Source organism: Acidovorax sp. (assembly GCF_046339755.1).
In the GTDB taxonomy this organism is placed as follows: domain Bacteria; phylum Pseudomonadota; class Gammaproteobacteria; order Burkholderiales; family Burkholderiaceae_C; genus Acidovorax.
The window spans coordinates 1-22052 of sequence record NZ_JBKDTZ010000083.1; the positions used below are offsets into that span (position 1 = coordinate 1).

The window sequence follows — 22052 nt, forward strand, 5'->3', positions numbered from 1 at the left end:
GGGCCAGGGTCTCGAAGCGGCGGCGCGCGCCGCCGCGCAGGGTGCCGAGCGCGTAGCTGGCCGCCAGGCGGTCCAGCAGTTCGGGGTGTTGGGCGATGTCCATGGTGGTGCCCCCTTAAACGTAGCGGGCCATGCACTGGCGCAACTGCTCCAGGCCCCGCCGGATCCAGCTCTTCACGGTGCCCAGCGGCAGCCGCAGTTGCTCGGCCAGCTCGCTGTGGCTCTGGTCGCGCAGGTAGGCCAGGCTCACCACCTCGCGCTGCTTGTTCTCCAGCTTGCCCAGGCACTGGTGCAGCGCAAAGGCCTGTTCGCTGGCCTGGGTGATGTCCATGGGGTTGGGCGAATCGCCCTCCATGGTCTGGGCCATCTCGTCGTCGAACTCGTTCGTGACGTCGCTGCGGTCCGAGGCGCGCTTGCGCAGCGCGTCCAGGGCCCGGCTGCGCACGATCAGCCCCATCCAGGCCATGGGCGGGCTCAGCGATGCGCGGTAATTGCCCGCCCCGCGCCAGATGCTCAGGAAGGCTTCCTGCAGCACATCCTCGGCCACGTCGCGGTGGCGCACGATGCGCAGGGCCAGGCCGAACAGCTTGGACGAGGTGCTCTCGTACAAGGCTTTCAGCGCGGAATCGTCCTGCGCGGCAATGCGGTCGAGGAGTTGCATCAGTTCACTGTCGGGGGTGAGGGTGCTCATGCGCCCATTGTCTGGGATTGGCCAGAAGTCACGGTGGAGGATGGAGTCGGTCTGCTGTGAATACGCCACAAACCCGCATCTGGATGCACGGGCCTGCCTTCTGCGGCCCTCGCATCCACTGGGCAGTCCGCTGCGTATAGAAAGGGCCATGCAGGCACGCCCCTTTCCCCTTCAAACCACAGGCCCATGAACCACGACACTCCGCCACGCCCCAGCCGGGAGCCCCCATGGGGCAGGAACGCCATGATGCCGCCTGACGCGAACCGATGGAAATGGGGGGCCGTGGCAGCCGCCGCGCTGTGCCTGGCCAGCGCCAGTGCATCCGCCCAATCGGTGGAACGCGGGCGCGCCGTGTACCAGGAGCACTGCGCAGGCTGCCACAGCGTGGACACGCACGGCGAGGGCCCGGCCCACCGGGGCGTCGTCGGCCGCCGTGCGGGAGCCCTCAAAGACTACGCGTATTCACCCGCCCTGCAGAACAGCAAGCTGCTGTGGACGCGGGCCACGCTCAAGGCCTGGCTGACCGACCCCGAGGCGCTGATCCCGGGCCAGGCCATGGACTACCGCCTCGACGACGCAAGGGAGCGCGAGGACGTAGTGGCCTACCTGGCCACACTGCGGCGTCTGATCGCAGCGCCTTGACCGTCCCAGGCTGCAGCTACCACTGGGCGCAAATGCCCACCAACCCCGCCAGCACCAGGGCCAGGCCGATGCCCTCGGTGCGCGACAGGCTTTCGCGGAACATGCGCCGCGAGACCAGGTAGCTGAAAAGCACCTCGACCAGCCCCAGCGTGCGCACGTCGGACGCCGGGCGCATGGCATAGGCCGTGAACCAGGCAATGGAGGCCAGCGCGCCCATGGAGCCCGCCACCACCGACAGCCGCCAGGCGCGCGCAATAGCGCCGGCCACGCCGGGCTGGCGCGCCAGCAGCCAGCCGCCCAGCACCAGGGTCTGCAGCAGTTGCGCCCAGAACACCCCCCAGGCGCCGGCCACCCAGGGCGCGACGCCCTCGCCCAGCGCCAGCGAGGCACCGCGAAAGCCCACGCTGGCCAGCGCAAAGCACGCCCCCGAGGCAAGGCCGTAGACCACCAGCTTGCCGCTGCCGCCCTCCCCCGTGCGCAGTGCGCGCCAGCCGCCGGCCGGCAGCGAGAGCAGCACCACGCCCATGGTGGCCACGGCCATGGCGCCAAAGGCCAGCGGACCCGGCAGTTCCTGCAGCAGCACGGCCGAGAACAGCGCGACCTGCAGCACCTCGGTCTTGGAATAGGCCACTGCGAGCACGAAATTGCGCTCCTTCATCGCCAGCAGCAGGAAGGCTGTGGCCCCGACCTGCGCGAGCGCACCCAGGGCCAGCCAGGCGGCATAGGGCAGCGAGAAGTGCGGAACGGCGTAGCCCGTGCCGACCAAGGTCAGGCCCGCCACCCAGGCCGAGGCCAGCGGCAGCCCATAGAGAAAACGCACCAGCGTGGCCGCCAGCGTGCCCAGCTCGGCCGTGACGGAGCGCTGGGCGGCGTTGCGCGCCGTCTGCGCGAGCGCGGCCCAGAGGGTGAGGGGAATCCAGGCCCAGGCCATCCATGAAAGAGTCATCGATGGGTTATAGCCCCCTGGCCTGGTGTCCCGCCCACTCCAACGGGCACGGCGGCCATCCAGGCAGGAGAAGGCCCGGACTGCCTGCCCCGCACCTATGCGGGGTAGGTGCCCGGCAGCAGGATGGAGCGGTCCACGTTGTTGATGTTGGTATGGCCGCAGAAGGCCATGGTGATATCGAGTTCCTTCTGGATGATCTGCAGCGCACGGGTCACGCCGGCCTCGCCGAAGGCACCCAGGCCGTAGAGAAAGCTGCGCCCGATCAGCGTGCCCTGCGCGCCCAGAGCACGGGCCTTGAGCACGTCCTGCCCGCTGCGGATGCCGCCGTCCATCCAGACCTCGATGTCCTTGCCCACGGCCTGGGCGATGGCCGGCAGCGCGGCGATGGACGAGGGCGCGCCGTCGAGCTGGCGGCCGCCGTGGTTGCTCACGATGAGCGCATCGGCCCCGCTGTCCACCGCCAGGCGCGCATCCTCGGCGTCCATGATGCCCTTGAGGACGAGCTTGCCGCCCCAGCGCTTCTTGATCCATTCCACATCGCCCCAGTTGAGCTGGGGGTCGAACTGCTCGGCCGTCCAGGACGACAGCGACGACAGGTCGCCCACGCCCTTGGCATGGCCGACGATGTTGCCGAAGGTGCGGCGCCTGGTGCCCAGCATGCCCAGGCACCAGTGCGGCTTGGTCGCCAGGTTGATGAGGTTGCGGACCGTGGGCTTGGGCGGGGTGGACAGGCCGTTCTTGATGTCCTTGTGGCGCTGGCCCAGGATCTGCAGGTCCAGCGTGAGCTGCAGGGCCGAGCAGTTGGCCGCCTTGGCGCGGTCGATCAGGCGCTCGATGAAGTCGCGGTCGCGCATCACATAGACCTGGAACCAGAAAGGGTGGCGGCCGGTGTTCTCGGCAATGTCCTCGATGGAACAGATGCTCATGGTGGACAGCGTGAACGGGATGCCGAAGGCCTTGGCCGCGCGCGCGCCCAGGATCTCGCCATCGGCATGCTGCATGCCTGTGAGGCCGGTGGGCGCAATGGCCACGGGCATGGCCACGTCCTGGCCAAGCATGGTGGTGCGGGTGCTGCGGCCTTCCATGTTGACGGCCACGCGCTGGCGCAGCTTGATGGACTGGAACTCGGCCGTGTTGGCGCGGTAGGTGCCCTCGGTGTATGAGCCTGAATCGGCATAGTCGTAGAACATGCGCGGCACGCGGCGCTGGGCGACCACGCGCAGGTCTTCGATGCAGGTGATTTTGGACAGGTCAGGCACGGGGTCCCCTTGTTATGGATGGCGCACATCGTAGCCGTGCCCCTCCAAGGGCGGGATGAAGGCTTTTGCGCGTGCGTTGAAATTTTTGCACGGCGGCGTCAGCGGCGCGCCAGTGCAACCCCGGCGATGGCCACCACGAAGCCCACGAGCTGGATGGGCGAGAGCGTCTCACCGAAGATGAGCCAGGCCTGGAGCGCCGACAGCGGCGGCACGGCCAGCAACAGCGCCGTGGTGCGCGTGGCCTCGCCCTGGCGCATGAGCCAGATCAGCAGCGTGGCCCCGCCGATGGACAGCACCAGCACCGAGAACGCCAGGTAGCCCCAGAGTGCGGCCGAGTTGTCCCAGTGCGGCTGGCCGACCGTGAAGGCCATGGCCAGCAGCACGGCCACCGCGCCGAGGTTCTGCACGGCGCTCGCGCTGCGCAGGTCGTCGCCGGCCGCCAGCGGCGATTTCTGCACCATGGAGCCGATGGTCAGCGAGAAGATGCTGCCCGCCGCGACCAGCACCACGGGCAGCGACAGGGCGCTTGCATCGGCTGCCTGCAGGCGCGGCAACAGCACCATGCCCACGCCGCCAAAGCCCAGCGCCAGGCCCGCCCAGGTACTGGGCGACAGCCGCCTGCCCAGCACCGCCACGGCCAGCAGTGCGGTGAACAGCGGCTGCAGCGCGCCGATGAGCGACATGATGCCCGCCGCCAGGCCCTTGGACATGGCCCACCAGCTCGGGCCCAGGTACAGCCCGCTCATGAGCGCACCGGCCAAAAGATGCATGGCGATGCGCCGCGTGCCCCGCGGCCAGGCGGCCCGCACCCAGAACGCCGCGGCGATAAAGGCAGCGGCCACGCAGGCAAAGCGCAGGGCCAGGAACCAGAACGGGTCGGCATGGCTGGCTACGCCGCGCCCTGCCAGAAATCCCGTGGACCAGATCAGGACGAACAACACCGGGGCGAGCGCATGCATGGAAGGCGAGGAGAAAAGCGGACAGAACCGCCGAGCATAGACGCATGCCGCCGGCCGCGCTGAGCAGCGCACTACTCGGACACCGGCGGACCGATCGGCTGGGGCGCGGCATCCGGGCCCGCGTAGAGCATGAACTGCAGCCGCCCTGCGCGCTTGGCGGCGTACATGGCGGCATCGGCATGCTGCGTGAGTTCTTCGAAGCTGGCGCCATGCTCGGGGAACATGGCGATGCCGCCGCTCAGGCCGATGCGCAGCGCCTCGCCCCCGAGCTCGAAGGGGCTGGCCGCGGCGGCCAGGATCTTGCGCGCCACGCTGCAGGCACCCTCCGCACCGTCCAGGCCCGGCAGCAGCACCACGAACTCGTCGCCGCCCTGGCGGCAGACGGTGTCCGACCCGCGCACGGCGGCCTTCAGGCGCTGCGCGAACTGCACCAGCAGCCGGTCGCCCAGGTCGTGCCCGAGCCGGTCGTTGACGGCCGTGAAGCCGTCCAGGTCCAGGTACATCACGGCCAGGCAGCGGCCATCGCGCCGTGCATGGGCGCCCGCCAACTGGGCACGGTCCTGCAGCAGCAGGCGGTTGGGCAGGTCGGTCAGCGCGTCGTACTGGGCCAGGTGGGCCATGCGCGCCTGCATGGCCACGGCTTCGGTCACGTCGCGCAGCACGGCCACGGCGCCGGTCACGGTGCCGTGCCGGTCGGTGATGGTGCGGGCCGTCTCCTCGACATCGAAACGCTGCCCCGAGGTGCGGTGCTGTACCACGCCCCGCACGGGCGCATCGGGCGCATCGCCCTGCATGGCGCGGTGCAGGGTACTGGGCAAAGGCCTGTCCGTGTCCGGCGCCTGCAGGCGCAGGACCGCATCCACCTGACTGCCTGCGGCGTCGAAGGCCTGCCAGCCCGTCAGGCGCTCGGCCACCGGGTTGAGGTAGGTGATGCGGCCCTGCGCATCGGTGCAGATCACGGCATCGCCGATGGCCTGCAGGGTCAGCCGGATGCGCTCTTTCTCCTCGAACAGCTGGTCCTCCATGCGTTTGCGGTCGGTGATGTCGATGGTCTGCGAGAACACGCCGCGCACGGCATCGCCATCGACGTCGGGCACGTACGAAATGAGGGCATGGCGCAGCACACCGGCCTTGTCGGCCACGGTGCACTCGAAGAGCTGGCGCTCGCCACGCAGCGCGCTGCGCACGAAGGGCTCGCACATGGCGTACTGGGCCGGGCCCAGCAGGTCGCGGCAATGCCGGCCGCGCATCTGGTCGGGCGACCTGCCGAACCAGGTGTCGTAGGCGCTGTTGGCAAAGCGGTTGTTCAGGTCCGCGTCCCAATAGCTCACCAGCGAGGGCAGGTTGTCGAGGATGGTCTGCCGCTCGCGCTCGGCCGCGCGCAGTTCGGCGCTCACGGCCTGGCGGCGCTGCAGTTCGCGCACGAACAGCGTGGCCAGGCCCACGCACCCCGCCATCAGCAGCGCCGCGAACACCCCGAGCGCCCAGGCGCTGCGCTGCCACTTGGCCAGCACCGTGTTGCCGGACTGCGCCACGTTCACGACCAGGGGGTAGCTGCCCACATGCTTCCAGGCCTGGAGCTGGCGCGCGCCGCTGCTGCCCTCGGGGTCGCCGGTATCGGTGCCCACGGGGGCGGCCTGCAGCCGGGCCAGGGCCGCCGTGCCGGCAATGCTGGCATAGGTGTCGTCCTCGGCGCGCGGAAAGCGCGAAATGGGCAGCCCATCCATGCGGTACAGGTCCACGCTGCTGCCGGCCCCCAGGTCGAGCGAGCCGAAGAGCCCGTCGAAGTAGCTCAGGCGGATGGCCCCCACCACCACGCCGGCAAAGGACCCGTCAGGGTGGTGGTAGGCCCGGGTGAGGGGGAGGATGGCCAGCCCGCTCATGCGCGAAGGCACGGGGCGGCCGACGTGCAGGCCCTGCCCCGGGTTCTTCGAGAGCGCCAGGAAATAGTCGCGGTCGGCAAAGTTGGCCGTGTGCGGGGTCAGCGTGGAGGAGTGCAGCACCAGCTTGCCCTGGGCATCGGCCACCAGCACCGCGCCCGAACCCGGCACCTGCAGCGAGCTGTCGAACAGCACGCCGCTGCGGATCTCGGGCGGCAGGGCCATCACCTCAGGGCGCTCAAGCCCCGCCACCACGCCCTTGAGCGATTCATCGAGCGAGCGGATCGAGTCGCCGATGCTGCGCTCCAGCGTGCTCGCAAGGTTGGCATTGGTGCGGCTGGCATAGTCCCAGCTGTCTTGCCGCATGGTCCAGATCGTGCGGGCAAACAGCAGGCCGATGCCCAGGGACACCAGCAGGGCCAGCCAGATCAGCCTGTGGGAGAAAAACTGGCGGGAAAAGTGCATGGACAAGCGTGCGTTGCGGGGCAGGCGTCATGCAGACCCGGTCATTTGCAACACAGTGTAACGTTGCCCGCATTCCAGGCATAGCGCGAAAAGGCAGGGTTTTTGCGCCATTTATCGGTGCGCTGGCGGGCTGGCACCGGCCGCCCGAACACCCGCGCCGCGCACTTCGAACTGCAGCGTGTCATGCACCTTGCCGCGCGCGTCCACCAGTTCCAGCTGGTGGCGCCCGGGCCAGGGTGGCCAGGCCGAGCGGGTACCACGCCCCTGCTCGCGCCCGTCGATGCGCCAACGCAGGTCGCGGTCGCCGCTGGCCACGAACTGCAGGCGCTGGCGCTCGGGCGGAATGTCGGGATCAAGCGCGATGATGGTGCCCGGCACCGGCGCCAGGATGCGCGCCGAGGGGGGTTCGTCGGCCGCATCCGCTGCGGCGGGCGCGGCGCGCAAGGGCCTGGCACCGCGCTTCGCAGCCACGGCTTCGTCCGCCGGTCCGGTGTCGATGGCAAAGCGCGCCTGCTGGGTGCCGGGGACGAACCATTCCTCGCGCGCCGCCTCCAGCGGCAGCGGTGCCGCCCCCTCCTGCGCCGCCTGCAGGGCGCCGAACTGCACCGCCTGGCGTACCAGGCCTTTGGGCGCGGCCGGCGCGCGGCTGGGCTCGCGCGCATGCAGAAAGCCCATCACCGCGGCCCAGATGGGCGCGGCGCCGCTGGTGCCGCTCACGTCGTGCATGGCGGCGCCGCTGGCGTTGCCCACCCACACGCCCACCGTGTAGCGCGCGGACCAGCCCACGGCCCAGTTGTCGCGCATGTCCTTGCTGGTGCCGGTCTTCACGGCCGACCAGAAGCGCGTGGCGAGCACGCTGTCGGTGCCGAAGGTGCGCGAGCGCGCATTGCCATCGGACAGGATGTCGCCCACGATGAAGGCCGCGCCCGCATCGATGGCGCGCACCGTTGCGGCACCCGGCTGGCCCGGCCACACGCGCACCGGCCCGCGGCTGCCGCCGTTGGCCAGGGTGCGGAAGGCATTGGTCAGGTGCAAGAGCGGCACCTCGGGGCTGCCCAGGGCCAGGCTGTAGCCGAAGTAGTCCCCGCTTTCGCGCAGCGGCAGTCCCAGGGTACCGAGCTGGCGGTGGAAGGCATCGGGCGTGACCATGACCAGGGTGCGCACGGCCGGCACGTTGAGCGAGGCGGCCAGCGCCGTGCGCGCAGAGACCCAGCCCTTGAACTGGCGGTCGTAGTTCTGCGGGATGTAGAGGCCGCTGGCCGTGGCGATGTGGGCCGGTGAATCATCCACCAGCGAGGCCGCAGTCAGCCGGCGCTCGGCAATCGCCTGTGCATACAGGAAGGGCTTGAGCGTGGAGCCCGGCTGGCGCAGCGCGAGCACGCCATCGACCTCGCCGGCCTGGCTGAGCTGGCCCGACGAGCCGACCCAGGCGAGCACGGCGCCCGTGGCGTTGTCCAGCACCAGCACGGCGCCATCCTCGACGTTGCGGCCCTGCAGCTCGCGCAGGTGCTGGGCCAGCGACTGCACGGCAAAGCGCTGCAGCGGTGCCCACAGGGTGCTGGCCACCCGCTCGGGCAAGGGGGCCGCGCCCGCCACGGCCTGCTGCTGGCGCAGCAGATAGCGTGCGAAGTGCGGGGCCATGCCCTCGCTGGCATCGAAGGCGCGGCGCTGCAGGGCGGCCGTGACGAACAGGTCCAGCGCATCGCAGTCCACGCGTGCCGTGGCCTGGCCGGGGCGTTGCTGCAGGTCGCGCAGCACGCCACAGGCCCGCTGGGCCACCAGCGCCGGCCGGGCATTGGGCGCCCGCACCAGCGCGGCGGCCACGGCCGCCTCGCGGTCGTCGAGGCCGTGGGCGGCCTTGTCGAACAGCGTGCGGCTCAGCGCGTCGATCCCCACCCACTCGCTGCGGAACGGCACCAAGTTGAGATACGCCTCCAGCACCTGGTCCTTGCGCCAGCGGCGGTCCAGCACCTGGGCGGCCACGGTCTGGCCGAGCTTTTGCACCACGCTGCGCCCACCCGGGCCCTGGCGCCAGTCGCCATCGAGCAGGCCGGCCAGTTGCAGGGTGATGGTGCTGGCGCCGCGCGTGCGCTGGTTCCACAGATTGCCCCAGGCGGCCGCCGAGGCGGCGCGCCAGTCCACCCCGCTGTGCTCGTAGAAGCGCTTGTCCTCGCTGAGCACCAGGGCCGCACGCAGCGCGGGCGAGATGTCGGCCAGCGCCACCCACTGGCCGCGCCGCACCGTGGAATCGGTGCGCAGGCGCTGCACGATCTCGCCTTCCTGCGATAGGACCAGGGTGTCCGAGGGTTTGAAGTCCTGGCGCACCTCGGTGAAGCTGGGGATGGCATGGGCGGGCAGCACCGCTGCGGCCGCCAAGGCCAACGCCAGACGGCGCCACCAAAGGGCTCGATCAGCCACCGGGATGCTCCCGCTCGAAGCGTTTCTCGGCCTCGGTCAGGTGGTGCAGCAGCACGTGCGAGATGAGGTTCACGCCGATGCCGCCGAAGACGGCCGGCAGCACGTAGAGTGCAATCGACACCTCGGAGGCGAACACCGCGTCATCGGCCGCCGACAGCGTCTGCCGGGCCAGCGCCGCCATGCTCTGCAGCAGGTAGACATCGACCCCGGCAATCAGCACCAGCGCAATGCCGAAGCCCAGCACCGCCAGGCGCGAGATGGCGCGGGTGCGCAGCAGTGCCGCATAGATGCCCGCAGGCAGCACCAGCGAGAACACCACCAGCACCCAGAACCGCAGTTCCACGAAGACGCTGGCGTTCATGGCCGCTGCCCCGGGGATGTCACTTGGCGGCCTCAACCTTCACGCGGGCGTTGGGGAACTCGCCGAACATCTCGGGCGCGTACATGGCTTCCACGCGGCTCGGGGGCAGCGCGAAGTCGCCCACGTTGTTCAGGCGCACGGTGTACTCCATCCTCACCGTGCCCTTGGGCAGGTACTGGTAGTAGCTGCGGAAGGACTCGAAGCTGCGCTCCTCGAACGCCGGCCAGCCGCTGCCGCTGCGCTTTTCGCCCTGGGTGGCGATCTCGGAATCCCGGCCCAGGCCGCTGCCCAGGATGGTGGCGCCGCCGGGCACGGGGTCGGTGATGGCGACCCAGGTCATGTCGGCGCTGGCGTTGACCTCCAGCGTCACGCGCAGCACATCGCCGCGCGTGTACTGGCCGGCGGGCAGCGACTTGTTGGCCTGCTCCACCGGGGTGACGGTCTTCTTGATGGCGTAGCCGGCCGCGAACGGCGCCTTGAGCTGGATGGCCGCCACCGACTGCAGCGTGAGCCAGGGCTTGCCCGTGCCCTGGTGGGCCACCGCCAGGCGCTCCTTGCAGCCCGCTGCCGCCCAGGGCCGGACCATGCCGTTGGGGCGCAGATTGCCGGGCGCCGCCGGCGCGCCGAACCAGGTGGTCTGGTGCGCGGCGCCGCTGGCATCCGCGGTCTTGATGCGCTCGACCTTGCTCCAGTCCACGCTGGCACTGTTGGCCCCCATGGTGGCCTTGGTGCTGCCCGCGACGGGCGTGGCCTCGAACTTGGCCGAGAACTTCTCCAGCGCCAGGCCGCCCCAGAGGTTGGCCGTGGTGGTGTGCCAGGCGCCGCCCTGCTGGCGGCTGATGAAGCCGTTGGCCAGGCGGCCCATGTCGTCCTTCCAGGCCGGGTCGTCCATCACGGCCAGGATCAGGCGCGCGGTGTTCACGTCGCCGTTCTGCATCAGCCACCACCAGTAGTCGTCCTGCTCGGTGCTGAAGAGGGCCTTGGTGCCCTGGAAGGACAGGCGGCTGCGCAGGATCTGCATGGCCTCGGCCAGGCGCTTGTCGCGCTCGGGCACGTCGGCCACGCGGCGCAGCACGTTGACCCAGTCGATCACCGAGTGCGTGGGCCACTGGTTGGGCGCAATGGTGATGCTGCTGACCATGCGGCCCTGGGCCTTGCCATAGCGCGACAGGGCCTCGATGGCGGCGAGCTTGCGCATGTCCAGGTCCTTGCGCGGGCTCCAGAACTCGCGCTGGATGCGGCCTTCGACGAAGGCGATCAGGCCGCGCTCCATGGGCGCGCGGGCCTCGTCGGGCAGCGCGAAGGCCGGGTCGATGCTGGAGGCCTCGTGCGTGGCCGCCAGCAGGTAGGCCGTGAGGGTGTCACTGCCGCGGTTGGCATCTCCGTCGCGCGGCGGGAAGTAGTTGGCCAAGCCATCGCTGTCCAGGTAGGTGGGCAGTTGGGCCACCACGGTCTGCCAGAGCTTGCCGTCGCGCATGCCCACCGACTTGCTGGTCTTTTGCTCCAGGCAGGCAAATGGGTAGTTGGCCCACCAGTCGCGCACGCCGGGCAGGCCTTCGGCCAGCTTGGGCTGCAGCGACATCTTCAGGCCGCCGCGGCCGGGCAGTGCGTCGGTCGGTGGGTTCACGTCCAGGTTGAAGCTGCCGTCCACCTGCACCAGCGTGGCCTGCTGCACCGTGAGCGGTATGGCCGGGATGATGCGCTGGCGTGCCTTGAGCGCATCGCGCGCGCCGCTCACGGTGTCCTTGGCATCGATCTCCCAGAGGATGGCTTCGGAGCGGGTCTGCGCCAGCTGGGCCGGCGCCGTCACGTTCCAGGCCACCTCGCGCGACTCGCCCGCGGGGATGTCGATGGTCTGGGGCTTCAGGTCCAGCAGCGTGGCGCGGGGCGACACCTCGACCTTCATGGCTGCCTTGGTGGTGTTGCGCAGCGTGAGCTGGGCGCGGAACTGGTCGTCCTCGCGCACCAGCGGCGGCAGGCCGCTGATGATCTGCAGGTCCTGCGTGGCGCGGATGCTGGTGCTGCCGGTGCCGAACAGGCCCACCGAGGCATCGGCCACAGCCACGATCTTGAAGGTGGTGAGCGCATCGTTCAGGGGCACCGTCACCTTGGCCTGGCCGTTGGCGTCGAGCTTGAGCGCGGGCTCCCACAGCAGCAGGGTCTCCAGCAACTCGCGCGTCTGCGCGCGGCCGCCGCCGCCGCCCGCGGGCACGGCCTTCTTGCCGTAGTGGCGCCGGCCGATGATCTCCATCTGCGCGGTCGAGGTCTGCACGCCCCAGCTGCGCCGCTGCAGCATGGCTTCGAGCAGGTTCCAGCTGTTGTTGGGCATCAGCTCCAGCAGCGCCTGGTCCACGGCGGCCAGGGCCACCTCGGCGTTGGCCGCAGGCTTGCCATTGGGCAGGGTGGCGGTGATGGTGACCTGCGCCTTGCCGCGCACGGCATAGCTCTCCTTGTCGGCCACGACCTTCACGTCGAGCTGGTGCGCCTTGGTGCCCACGCGGATCTCGGCCAGGCCGAGGCGGAAGGCGGGCTTGGAGAGGTCGACCATGGCCGTGGGGGCCTGGTATTCCTTGCCCTCGTACCAGAACGAGTTCCACCACTCGCGCGGGGACTTGAAGCCCCAGGTGAAGAAGCTGTACCAGGGCACGTCACGCAGGCGCCCGCGCAGGGCCAGCACGCTCACGTAGACATTGGGGCCCCAGCTGTCCTCGATCTTGAGCTCGATGGTCGGGTCCTGGCCGTTGAGCTGCACCACGCGCGTGTCGATGATGCCCTCGCGCTCCACCGCCACCAGGGCGGTGGCGAAGCGGAACGGCATGCGCACCTGGAACTTGGCGGTCTCGCCGGGTTGGTAGTTCTTCTTCTCGGGCAGCAGGTCGATGCGGTCGTGGTCCTCGCCGCCGAACCAGAGCTCGCCCTGGCGCGTGACCCAGACCGAGGACGCAGCCTCGCTGGTGTTGCCGTCGCGGTCGCTGGCAATGGCCACCAGTTCCACCTCGCCGGCTTCGTCGAGCTTGGACTCGCACAGCAGCAGGCCCCGGCTGTCGCTCTTGCCGCTGCACGGTGCCCAGGTCCTTGGTCTCGGTCTGGTTGTCGTAGCTGTAGAAGCCGCCCACCATGCGCTTGCGCGTGGTGGTGGTGATGCGCGCCACGGCCTTGACCTGCAGGGGCACGTCGGCCGCAACGGAGCCGTTGTGCTGCAGCGCCAGCGCCTGGAAGCGGATCTTCTGCTTGGCCGAGACCCAGCCTTCGGTCTTGATGCCGGCCACCACGCCCGCGGGCCACACGGTCTGCGTGCTGCGCAGGGTCTGCACCTCGCCGTTGGGATCGGCGTAGGTGGCCTCCATCACCAGGTCCTGGGGCTGGCGCGCCTGGGGCACGTTCTCGATGGTGAGCTTGCCGGCGCCATTGCGGTCCAGGGTCACGGCCAGCTTGTCGGCGATGACACGGCTGTCCTGGCTGGCGGCGGCCTCCTCGTCGTCGCTGTTGCCGCTGTTGCCCTGGCCGCGCTTGCGCGGCGGGTTGAAGCTGAAGGCGTCGAAATCGTTGTACTGCAGCGATTTGCCGCGCACCATGGCCGACACGCGCACCGGCAGGTTGGCCGCGCCGCCGCCGGCCACGTAGTTGATCTGCACGTCGGTGGGCACGGAGCGCACGCGCACCAGGGCCTTCTTGTCGCTGGGCGCGATGCGGCCTTCGAGCACCGGCAGGCGGAACTCCTCCACACGGAACTGGCCCGAGCTGAAGCTGCGCTCACTGCCGCCGGCATTGCGCAGTTCGACCGAGTACATGCCCAGCTTGGCCGCAGGCGGCACGGCAAAGCTGCTCTCTGCGCTGAAGCCGCCCGTGGCCGTGCTGCGCCAGGCCAGGGGCTGGGTGTACTGCTGGCCGCTGCCGACGTGGGTGATCACCAGCGTGGCGGGCCGGCTCTCGGGGATGTCGAAGCCCTTGCGCGTCTCGGTGCGCAGCAGGTGCTTCATCGACACGGTCTCGCCCGCACGGAACAGGGTGCGGTCGAAGATGGTGTGGGCGCGCTCGTCGGGGTTGGGTTCGCTGCTGGTGGGCACATTGAAGCGCCAGGGTTCGATGCCGCGCTGCCAGTCGCTCCAGGTGAAGGCCATGTCCTCCACGCCGTCAGCGCCCTTGCTGCGGGCGCTGACGAAGTAGGCGCGCTCGCCTTCTTCACCGCACTGCTCGGGATCCGATGACAGGCCTTCCAGGCTGGCTACGCCCTGGGCGTTGGTGGTGCCGGTGGCCAGTTCACGGCCCGTGCAGTCGGAAACGCGCACCGTGGCGCCGACCACGGGCTGGCCCTTGTCCAGGCTGGTCACCCAGGCCAGTGCGTTTTCGCGGCCGAGCTTGAAGTGCACGCCCAGGTTGGTCACCAGGGCGGAAGTGCGCACGTACATGGTTCGGGCATCGCCATGGCGCTCGTCGAGCAGCGAGGCGCCGAGCAGTTGCGAGGCGATTTCCACCACATGGAATCCCGGCGCCAGCGGAATGCCCACCACCTCGAAGGGGCGCGGGTCGTTGTTCGTCGGCTTGGGCAACTCCAGCGTCTTCACACCGCTTTGACCGCCGAGCAGGGAGACCATGCGCGACTGCACATAGTCCCGGTCGTCGTCGATCACCTTGGGCAGCGGGCCCTTGGTGTCGCGGCGCGCCTCCTTGCGGGCCACGTTGTAGTTGTCGTAGCGCTTGACCTTGCGGAACCAGGCAATGATGTCCGAATCGCTGGTGGGCCGCAGGGTGCTCACCTTGCCGGCGGGGGCCGCGGGCGTACCCGTGCCTGCCTGCAGGCCTTGCACCTTGAGGGCGGCCTCGACGTTGCGCAGCGTGACGGGCAGCAATGCCGGGCCCTCGGGGCCTTCGGCAAAGCGCTCGACGATGCCGAAGGGCGCGGCCGCAAACTTGGCCAGCGGCGGCCTGCCGCCCGTGGCCACCTTGAGCGGGAAGCTGTCGGCATTGCGCAGGGTGCGGCCCGAGGCATCCTTGAAGTCCTTGGGCAACTCGATGGTGAACTGGGTGTTCTCGGCCAGCGGGGCGGGGAACTGCAGGCTGGTTACCACGGAGTCGGGGTTCTTGTCCTCGTCGGCTCCGCCTTCAAGCTGCGGCTTGACCGTTTCCTTGCCCGATTTCAGGCGGATGCCGGCCGCCAGCTTGCGCGCCAGGGGGGCGTTGAAGGAAAGGCTCATCGGGCGGATCGGCAGGCAGGCGGCCTGGGCGTTCTCGCGCTCGCAATTGAACTCGGCCGAGAAGGGCTCGCGCACCTTGTAGGCAAAGCGTTTTTCGACCGCATTGGCCACGCCGCTCGGGGTGGCCACGCCCTTGCCGAAGACGAACTGCATGCGCGAGCCAGAGGTCAGGCGCCGGTTGCAGGCCAGGGTGGCGAACTGCAGGGGCTGCTGGGCGGCCCGCTTGTCCAGGCCCTGGGATTTGAGGATCTCGTCGCGCTGGCTGCCTTCGATGAGACGCACCGGCACTTTCTCACCCACGCCATCGAGCGCGCACCAGGTGTTGGCCTTGATGCTGTCCAGCGTGGCCGGCCCGTTGAGCTGCAGCACGAAAGCCTGCTCTTCGTCGATCTCCTGGTAGGTGCCGGGGCGCATGTTCTGCACGAAGGGTCCGCCGGTGTTGAACTGGAAGCTGGTGGTGCCGGTGAGCGCCGTGCCCGCAGCCGACTTGAAGCCGGCCTTGGCGGCGGCGGTACAGCGCACGCCGGGGGGCAGGTCGTTCTCGAAGTCGAACACCCACTCCTTTTCGCCCGTCCAGCGTCCATTGCCCTTGGTCGCGGCGGCATCGCTGCAGCTCAGGGTCAGTGGCGCCGGTGCCTTGGGGTCGCCGAAGTTGACAGCGGCCGCATCGAACTTGACCACGACTTGGCGCACACGCGCCACCTCGCCCTGGGGGGACAGGCTCGTTATCTGCAGGGCATGGGCCGTGCCCATGGCCCCCAGGGTCGCCAGCGACAGGCCGGCGGCAAACATCCAGTTCTTGGCTTTCACGCGATCCCCTCCAAAGGAACTGGCAAGCGTAACAAAACGGCATGGCATGGAGACCTGCGTTGCAAGCACTTACGTGTCCGTGGCGTGCACCAGTTCACGCCCCTGGCCATTTTGCGCGGCCGACAGCAAAACGGCTCATGGTCCTACCCGCTTGCGGGCAGCACCGCAGAAAGATGAGAGGAGACCCCACCCGCACCACCCATCTCCGGAGAATCCATGGCCAAATCCCCCGCCAGCCGCAGCCCTGCGGCCAAGACACGTCCATTCCCCACTGCCACCGAGCAGCGCGGAAATGGTGACGAATTGCAACAACAGGCAGGTGGCGCGCACCCGGTCATGACCACCCAGCTGGGCATACCGATCGCCGACAACCAGAACTCGCTGCGCAGCACGCCGCGCGGCCCCACGCTGCTCGAAGACTTCATCCTGCGCGAGAAGATCACGCATTTCGACCATGAGCGCATTCCCGAGCGCATCGTGCATGCCCGTGGCACGGCGGCGCACGGCTATTTCGAGCTGACCGAATCGCTGGAGAAATACACCACCGCCCGCGTGCTCACCGAAGTCGGCGTGCAGACGCCCGTGTTCACCCGCTTTTCCACCGTGGCCGGCGGTGCCGGCTCGGTGGACACGCCGCGCGACGTGCGCGGCTTCGCCGTGAAGCTCTACACGCAGGAGGGCAACTGGGACATCGTGGGCAACAACATCCCGGTGTTCTTCATCCAGGACGCGATGAAGTTCCCCGACCTCGTGCATGCCGTGAAGATGGAGCCTGACCGCGGCTACCCGCAGGCCGGCAGCGCGCACGACACCTTCTGGGACTTTGTCTCGCTGATGCCCGAAACCCTGCACATGGTGATGTGGGCCATGAGCGACCGCACCATTCCGCGCAGCCTGCGCACGATGGAAGGCTTTGGCGTGCACTCGTTCCGGCTCATCAACGCCGAGGGCCAAAGCACCTTCGTGAAGTTCCACTGGCGGCCCAGGCTGGGCATCCAGTCCACGGTGTGGGACGAGGCGGTGAAGCTGCAGGCGGCGGACAACGATTTCCACCGGCGCGACCTTTTCGAGGCCATCGAGGCCGGCAACTACCCTGAATGGGACTTCGCCGTGCAGCTGTTCACCGAGGAAGAAGCGGCCACCTTCCCCTTCGACCACCTGGATCCGACCAAGCTCGTCCCCGAGGAGCTGGTGCCGCTCAAGACCATCGGCCGCATGGTGCTCAACCGCTGGCCCGACAACTTCTTTGCCGAGACCGAGCAGGTGGCCTACTGCCCGGCCAACGTGCCGCCGGGCGTGGATTTCTCGAACGACCCGCTGCTGCAGGGTCGGCTGTTCTCGTACCTGGACACGCAGCTGTCGCGCCTGGGCGGGCCCAATTTCGCGCAGATCCCGGTGAATGCGCCCAAGTGCCCGTTCCACAACATGCAGCGCGACGGCCACATGCAGATGAATGTGCCCAAGGGCCGTGTGAACTACGAGCCCAGCAGCCTGCAGGGCGATACGCCGCGTGCATCGCTGGCGCAGGGCTTCCGGCATTTTGCCGAACCGGCTGACCAAGGCGCCAAGGGCCGCATCCGGGCCGAGAGCTTTGCCGACCACTACAGCCAGGCGCGCATGTTCTTTCGCAGCCAGAGCGAGCTGGAGCAATCGCACATCGCCTCGGCCATCGTGTTCGAACTCTCCAAGGTGGCCACGGTGCATGTGCGCGAGGCCGTGGTGGGCCATCTGCAGCATGTGGATGCTGCCCTGGCCCAGCGTGTGGCCGATGGCCTGGGCATGGAAGCCATGCCGCCCAAGCCACCGGCGGCCGTCAAGCCCCAGGACCTGCCGCTGTCGCCTGCACTGCGCATCATCGACCGCATGAAGCCCACGCTGGAGGGCCGCTGCGTTGGCCTGCTGGTGGACGACGGTTCCAACGCCAAATCGGTGGCCGCGCTGCGCAAGGCCATCGAGAAAGCCGGCGCCACGGTGAAGATCGTCGCGCCCAAGGTGGGCGGCGCCGTGATGGACGATGGCAGCCGCCTGCCGGCCGATGGCCAGCTGGCCGGCACGCCGTCCACGGTGTTCGATGCCGTGGCTTCCGTCCTGTCGCCAGAGATGGGGCAGAAGCTGGCGCGCGAGGCCGCAGCCGTGGACTGGTTCCGCGATGCCTTCGGTCACCTCAAGGCGATTGCCGCATGCCAGGGCACGCGCGCGATCCTGCAGGCGGGCGGCGTGGAGCCCGACGCAGGCGTGGTGGACCCCAAGGACAGCAAGGCCTTCATCGCGGCCGCGCAGACGCGCCAGTGGGACCGCGAGCCGAAAGTGCGTACCCTCGCCTGAGGCACCACTGCCATGCCCCCCGCCCCCGCCAGCGCCCGCAGTTGGGAGATCGATGCCGTCAGGGGGCTGATGCTGCTGCTGATGACGGTGACGCACCTGCCCACGCGGCTCACGTCACCCCTGGGCCAGCCTTTCGGCTACGTCTCCGCGGCGGAAGGCTTCGTGCTGCTGTCGGCCTACATGGCGGGCATGGTCTATGGCCGGGTGGCCTGGCGCAAGAGCGTGGCGGAGATGCACCATGCCTTCTGGCGCCGGGCGCTGAAGATCTACGCCTGCCACGCGGCGCTGCTGCTGTTCCTGTTCACGGTGATCGCCTTCATCGGCATCCGCATCGAGCAGCCGGCGGTGGTGGATCTGCTGAACTTCTACGTCAAGCAGCCATTCACAGCCCTGGTGGGCGGCTTGCTGCTGCTCTATGAGCCGCCGTTGCTGGACATCCTGCCGCTGTACGTGCTCTTCATGCTGGCCAGCCCCTGGGTGATGGTCATCGCCTTCGTCTGGGGCTGGCGCCCCGTGATGGCTGTGAGCGGGCTGGTGTGGCTGCTGGCCCAGTTCGGGCTCTCACGCTGGGTGTACGACGGAGTGAGCGTCCTGGTGCCGCTGCCGGTGCCCTTCAACGAGACCGGGGCCTTCGTGATGTGGAGCTGGCAGTTCCTGTGGATGCTGGGGCTGTGGATGGGGGCCACGCGCAACGATCCGAACGCGCCAGCCTTTGCCTTCCCGCGCTGGTCGGTACTGGCGGCGCTGGCCCTGGCCCTCTTCCTGATGGGCTGGCGGCATCTGGTCGGCCAGATTCCCTTCCACCCGGAGGGACCTTACGCCGTATTCAACCCCTGGTTCGACAAGTGGGCGCTGGGGCCCATGCGCATGATCAATGTGTTCGTGCTGGTGCTGCTCACCATCCACTACGGCCCCCGCCTGGCAGCCCGCATGCCGCGCCAGCGCTGGCTGGAGACATTGGGCTCGGCCTCGCTGCCGGTGTTCTGCGCGCATCTGGTGCTGGTGCTGGTGGTGCTGGTGGGACTGGGGGCAAAGTACGACCGCCCTTGGGGCACCGACCTGGCACTGCTGGCAGCCTCGTTCGCGGTGCTCTATGCGGTGGCGCGCGCGACACTGTGGCTGGAACGGCACCAGAAGGAGGACACCACGCCACCTGCCATGTTGGCGCCCGGCCAGAGGCGCCCGCCGATGTATCCACCCGCGCCCGCGCCTGCCCGCACAGCGGTGCAGCCGGCCCCGCACGATCAGACCAAGGCCAACCCCATCCCGGGCTGAGCCGGGCGCATCAACGCCCGGTGCTGACCTGGACGGCGGCAGCTGCGGGAATGGCCACCGGCGCTGCGGTGGGTGTGTCCACGCCCTTCTTCGCAGGCTTGTCTGCGCCGGCCTGCAGGGTGGCCTGGCCGCGCCCCACGTAGTCGGCGATCACAGAGCGCCACAGCCGGTAGCCGGCATCGCTCATGTGCAGCCGGTCGGGGCCGAACAGTTCGGCCCGGGGGGCGCCATCCATCCCCAGCATGGGCGTGAAGATGTCGATGTAGTCGCTGTTGGGCAAGGTGCGCACATACTCCGCCAGCAGGGCATTGGCCTCGCGCGCCCTGGGCATCAGCTCGGCGCGCAGGGGACTGGGCTTGATGGAGATATAGGCAATGCGGGTGTCGGGCAGCTCGGCGCGCACGGCGGCGACAAAGCCTTCGAAGCTTTCGAGCACCTGCTGCGGAGACCGGCCTTCGGCCAGGTCGTTGTCACCCGCGTAGACAAACACCTGACGCGGCCGGGACTGCAGCACCAGTTGCTTGACGAAGTACTGGCAGTCGGCCATGGTGGAACCGCCGAAGCCGCGGTTGATGAGCACCGGCACGTCGCGGAAATCCTGGGGCAACTGGGCCCACAGGCGGATGGTGGAGCTACCCACGAAGAGCACGCCGCCCTCGGCCGGTGCCTGGGCCTTGTCGGATGCGGCAAAGGCATCCATGCTGGCCTGCCAGCGCGCGTAGTGCGAAGCGGACGACTGTGTGGTCTTGTGTCCGGGCGCCAACCCGGCACCAACGGCGGGCGCCGGGTGCACCGCAGCCGAACCCGACACCAGCAGCCCGGACAGCGCCAGGCGCCGGGCCAGCTTGGAAAGGCGTGGAAACTTCTTCATCGTGACCAATCCAGGAAGTGGCACATCATCATTAGGTGGCGCCATTTTCAGGAATTTCACGGTCCAGGCCACCTGTTTTTACACATTCCTCCCGGCTGGCTGAAGCACCATCCAGCTGTTGCCCCTGCACCATCCGCACGGATGGATTCAGCGCTGGGCGGGACCGTTGAGCGTCTGGGTGCTGTAGGTATGCAACTCAGCCGACGCTGCCAGCGTGGCCATGCCCTTGCCGCCGCGCTTGCTGGCGTAGAGGGCCTGGTCGGTCCGGTCGATGAGCGCGGGCAGGGGTTCGGCCGCATCGCCCTGGAACACGGCGACACCCACACTGACGCCAATGGCCACATGCTCCCCGTTGTCCAGCCCGATCGGCGCCCCCATGTCGGCGATCACGCGCTGGGCCACCTCCATCGCGGCCTCGGGCGACGACACCGCGTTGAGCACCAGCGCGAATTCGTCGCCCCCCAGGCGGGCCGCCGTGTCATTGGCCCGCGCCAGGCCCGCCAGGCGCTGGCCCACGCGCACCAGCACCTGGTCGCCGCAGCCATGGCCCTTGGTGTCGTTGATGGACTTGAAACCGTCCAGGTCGATCAGCAGCAGCGCCCCGGCACGGCGGTCGCGGTAGGCGGCGAGCACGGCCTGCGACAGCCGGTCCTCGAACAGGCGGCGGTTGGGCAGCCCGGTCAGGCGGTCGTGGCTGGCCAGCGCCAGCACCTGCTGGTGCGCGCGGACCAGCCAGGCGGTGAGCAGGCCCAGGAGCAGTGCGAACACATAGGACAGCGCCACGATCAGCGTGGGGGCGCCGCCTGCGGCCCCCCAGCCGCCCACCGGCACGGCGCCCAGGATCCAGCTGCCACCCCCGGGCAAGGGCACATCGAGCGTGACCGGCTTTTCATCGAAGAGACCGGCCCGGCCCACGAACACCGCGCCCTGGGCACCCATGGCATCGAGGCCGCGCGCGGCCACCTGGAAGCCCATCTGGTCGGCATGGAGCCCCACGTCGGTGAACAGCGTGTCGGCATTCACGGCCAGCGAGACGATGCCCCAGTAGCGCGGCTCGGCCACGCCGGTGGTGCCCGGTGCCACCGGCAGGAACACCGGCGTGCGGCTCACGATGCCCAGCCCGCCCTGTACCAGCGGGATGGGGCCGGCCACCACCGTGCGCCGGGTCTGGATGGCGCGCTCCACCGCGCTGCGTTGCTGCGGGTTGTCCAGGTAGCGCAGGCCCAGGGCCTTCTCGTTGCCCAGGCGCGGGTAGACGTCGCTGATGACATTGTCCGGCGCCAGCGCCAGGTTGCGGATGTTGCGCTGGCTCTCCAGCAGCCGCCCCACCACCGTGGCGAAGATCTCGGGTGACATATGGCCCTGCGCCGCCACGAAGGCAGCGACCGTCTCGGGCACCGACAGCGTGCTCTGCAGCTGGCGGTCCAGCCGGTCACGGATTTCGAGCAGATGGCTTTGCGCGCGGGCCACGACCTCAGTGCGCGCCTTGGTGTGCGAGATGCCGATCACCAGCCAGGCCAGCAGCATGGCCAGCGCGCCGCTGACCAGCCCCACCAGCAAGGGCAGGAAGCGGGACTGCAGCCAGTGCGCTGGCAGGCGGGCGGTGGGCATGGGGGAGGTAGGAGCCGGCCTGCGCAGACGGGACTACTGGGCCACGAAGCCGGTATCCTTGATGATCCTGGTCCAGGCGGCGGTGTAGGCCTTTTCGCGCGCGGCGAACTGTGTGGGCGACATGTGCCCCACGGTCAGGCCCATGGCGGTGAGGTGGTCGCGCACCTCGGGCATGGCGATCACCTTGGCCACGGCGTTCGAGAAGTCCGTGACGAACTTCTGCGGCGTGCCCGTGGGCGCATAGATGCCGTAGTACGGCAGGTCCTCGAAGCCCTTGAGGCCCAGTTCGTCGAAGGTCGGCACATCGGGCATGGCGGCCTGGCGGTTCTTGCCCAGCACGGCCA

The 22052-nt window shown here is 69.2% G+C and carries 13 protein-coding genes and 2 pseudogenes; 3 read left to right on the plus strand and 12 right to left on the minus strand.

The features are described from left to right. Together ACK59X_RS06610 and ACK59X_RS06615 are read right to left on the minus strand one after the other, a co-directional pair. Positions 1-103: pseudogene (locus tag ACK59X_RS06610) on the minus strand (RNA polymerase subunit sigma-70); the annotation flags it as partial. A gap of 12 nt (positions 104-115) precedes the next feature. Then, complete coding sequence (locus tag ACK59X_RS06615; RefSeq protein ID WP_409956099.1) at positions 116-691, minus strand: RNA polymerase sigma factor; 576 nt, start codon at positions 689-691, stop codon at positions 116-118. 282 nt (positions 692-973) lie between these two features. Between ACK59X_RS06615 and ACK59X_RS06620 the strand changes: the two genes are divergently transcribed. Further along, positions 974-1333, plus strand: a complete 360-nt coding sequence (locus ACK59X_RS06620) for a c-type cytochrome (protein WP_409956100.1) — start codon at positions 974-976, stop codon at positions 1331-1333. A gap of 16 nt (positions 1334-1349) precedes the next feature. Here ACK59X_RS06620 and ACK59X_RS06625 read toward each other — a convergent pair whose 3' ends face one another. The 7 genes and pseudogenes from ACK59X_RS06625 to ACK59X_RS06655 form a co-directional block, all read right to left on the minus strand. Next, the gene (locus ACK59X_RS06625; protein WP_409956101.1) at positions 1350-2279 is read right to left on the minus strand and encodes an EamA/RhaT family transporter; all 930 of its coding nucleotides are present in this window, start codon (positions 2277-2279) and stop codon (positions 1350-1352) included. A 95-nt stretch (positions 2280-2374) separates the two neighbouring features. Then, positions 2375-3538: an L-lactate dehydrogenase gene (locus ACK59X_RS06630; RefSeq protein ID WP_409956102.1), complete on the minus strand. Its 1164-nt coding sequence runs from the start codon at positions 3536-3538 to the stop codon at positions 2375-2377. Between the two features lie 98 nt (positions 3539-3636). Further along, positions 3637-4497 carry a DMT family transporter gene (locus ACK59X_RS06635; RefSeq protein ID WP_409956103.1) on the minus strand — a complete coding sequence of 287 codons (861 nt, stop codon included), beginning with the start codon at positions 4495-4497 and terminating at the stop codon, positions 3637-3639. A gap of 71 nt (positions 4498-4568) precedes the next feature. Next, positions 4569-6842 (minus strand): diguanylate cyclase domain-containing protein, encoded by a 2274-nt coding sequence (locus tag ACK59X_RS06640; RefSeq protein WP_409956104.1) that lies wholly within the window; start codon positions 6840-6842, stop codon positions 4569-4571. A 111-nt stretch (positions 6843-6953) separates the two neighbouring features. Continuing rightward, on the minus strand, positions 6954-9260 hold the full coding sequence (gene pbpC / locus ACK59X_RS06645) for a penicillin-binding protein 1C (RefSeq protein WP_409956105.1): 2307 nt from the start codon (positions 9258-9260) through the stop codon (positions 6954-6956). After that, on the minus strand, positions 9253-9621 hold the full coding sequence (locus tag ACK59X_RS06650; protein WP_409956106.1) for a hypothetical protein: 369 nt from the start codon (positions 9619-9621) through the stop codon (positions 9253-9255). The genes pbpC and ACK59X_RS06650 overlap by 8 nt, the downstream gene beginning before the upstream one ends. Positions 9622-9640: 19 nt before the next feature. Beyond that, positions 9641-15608: pseudogene (locus ACK59X_RS06655) on the minus strand (MG2 domain-containing protein). Positions 15609-15842: 234 nt separating this feature from the next. Here ACK59X_RS06655 and ACK59X_RS06660 point away from each other — a divergent pair. Both ACK59X_RS06660 and opgC read left to right on the plus strand, forming a co-directional pair. Next, on the plus strand, positions 15843-17951 hold the full coding sequence (locus tag ACK59X_RS06660) for a catalase (RefSeq protein WP_409956107.1): 2109 nt from the start codon (positions 15843-15845) through the stop codon (positions 17949-17951). A gap of 12 nt (positions 17952-17963) precedes the next feature. Further along, positions 17964-19226 (plus strand): OpgC domain-containing protein, encoded by a 1263-nt coding sequence (opgC, locus tag ACK59X_RS06665; RefSeq protein ID WP_409956108.1) that lies wholly within the window; start codon positions 17964-17966, stop codon positions 19224-19226. Between the two features lie 10 nt (positions 19227-19236). Here the strand turns inward: opgC and ACK59X_RS06670 are convergent, their stop codons facing one another. The 3 genes from ACK59X_RS06670 to ACK59X_RS06680 form a co-directional block, all read right to left on the minus strand. Continuing rightward, on the minus strand, positions 19237-20097 hold the full coding sequence (locus ACK59X_RS06670) for an SGNH/GDSL hydrolase family protein (RefSeq protein ID WP_409956109.1): 861 nt from the start codon (positions 20095-20097) through the stop codon (positions 19237-19239). A 147-nt stretch (positions 20098-20244) separates the two neighbouring features. Continuing rightward, entirely contained in the window at positions 20245-21708 is a 1464-nt protein-coding gene (locus ACK59X_RS06675) for a diguanylate cyclase domain-containing protein (protein ID WP_409956110.1), read from the minus strand. Between the two features lie 33 nt (positions 21709-21741). Next, on the minus strand, positions 21742-22052 hold a 311-nt coding region (locus ACK59X_RS06680; RefSeq protein ID WP_409956111.1), incomplete at its 5' end, for a tripartite tricarboxylate transporter substrate-binding protein.

Bases quoted from the DNA above. Each gene is read 5' to 3' on its own strand.
- ACK59X_RS06615 (WP_409956099.1), bottom strand. From the start codon at position 691: ATGAGCACCCTCACCCCCGACAGTGAACTGATGCAACTCCTCGACCGC.
- ACK59X_RS06640 (WP_409956104.1), bottom strand. From the start codon at position 6,842: ATGCACTTTTCCCGCCAGTTTTTCTCCCACAGGCTGATCTGGCTGGCC.
- ACK59X_RS06625 (WP_409956101.1), bottom strand. From the start codon at position 2,279: ATGACTCTTTCATGGATGGCCTGGGCCTGGATTCCCCTCACCCTCTGG.
- ACK59X_RS06670 (WP_409956109.1), bottom strand. From the start codon at position 20,097: ATGAAGAAGTTTCCACGCCTTTCCAAGCTGGCCCGGCGCCTGGCGCTG.
- ACK59X_RS06675 (WP_409956110.1), bottom strand. From the start codon at position 21,708: ATGCCCACCGCCCGCCTGCCAGCGCACTGGCTGCAGTCCCGCTTCCTG.
- ACK59X_RS06650 (WP_409956106.1), bottom strand. From the start codon at position 9,621: ATGAACGCCAGCGTCTTCGTGGAACTGCGGTTCTGGGTGCTGGTGGTG.
- opgC (WP_409956108.1), top strand. From the start codon at position 17,964: ATGCCCCCCGCCCCCGCCAGCGCCCGCAGTTGGGAGATCGATGCCGTC.
- ACK59X_RS06635 (WP_409956103.1), bottom strand. From the start codon at position 4,497: ATGCATGCGCTCGCCCCGGTGTTGTTCGTCCTGATCTGGTCCACGGGA.
- ACK59X_RS06660 (WP_409956107.1), top strand. From the start codon at position 15,843: ATGGCCAAATCCCCCGCCAGCCGCAGCCCTGCGGCCAAGACACGTCCA.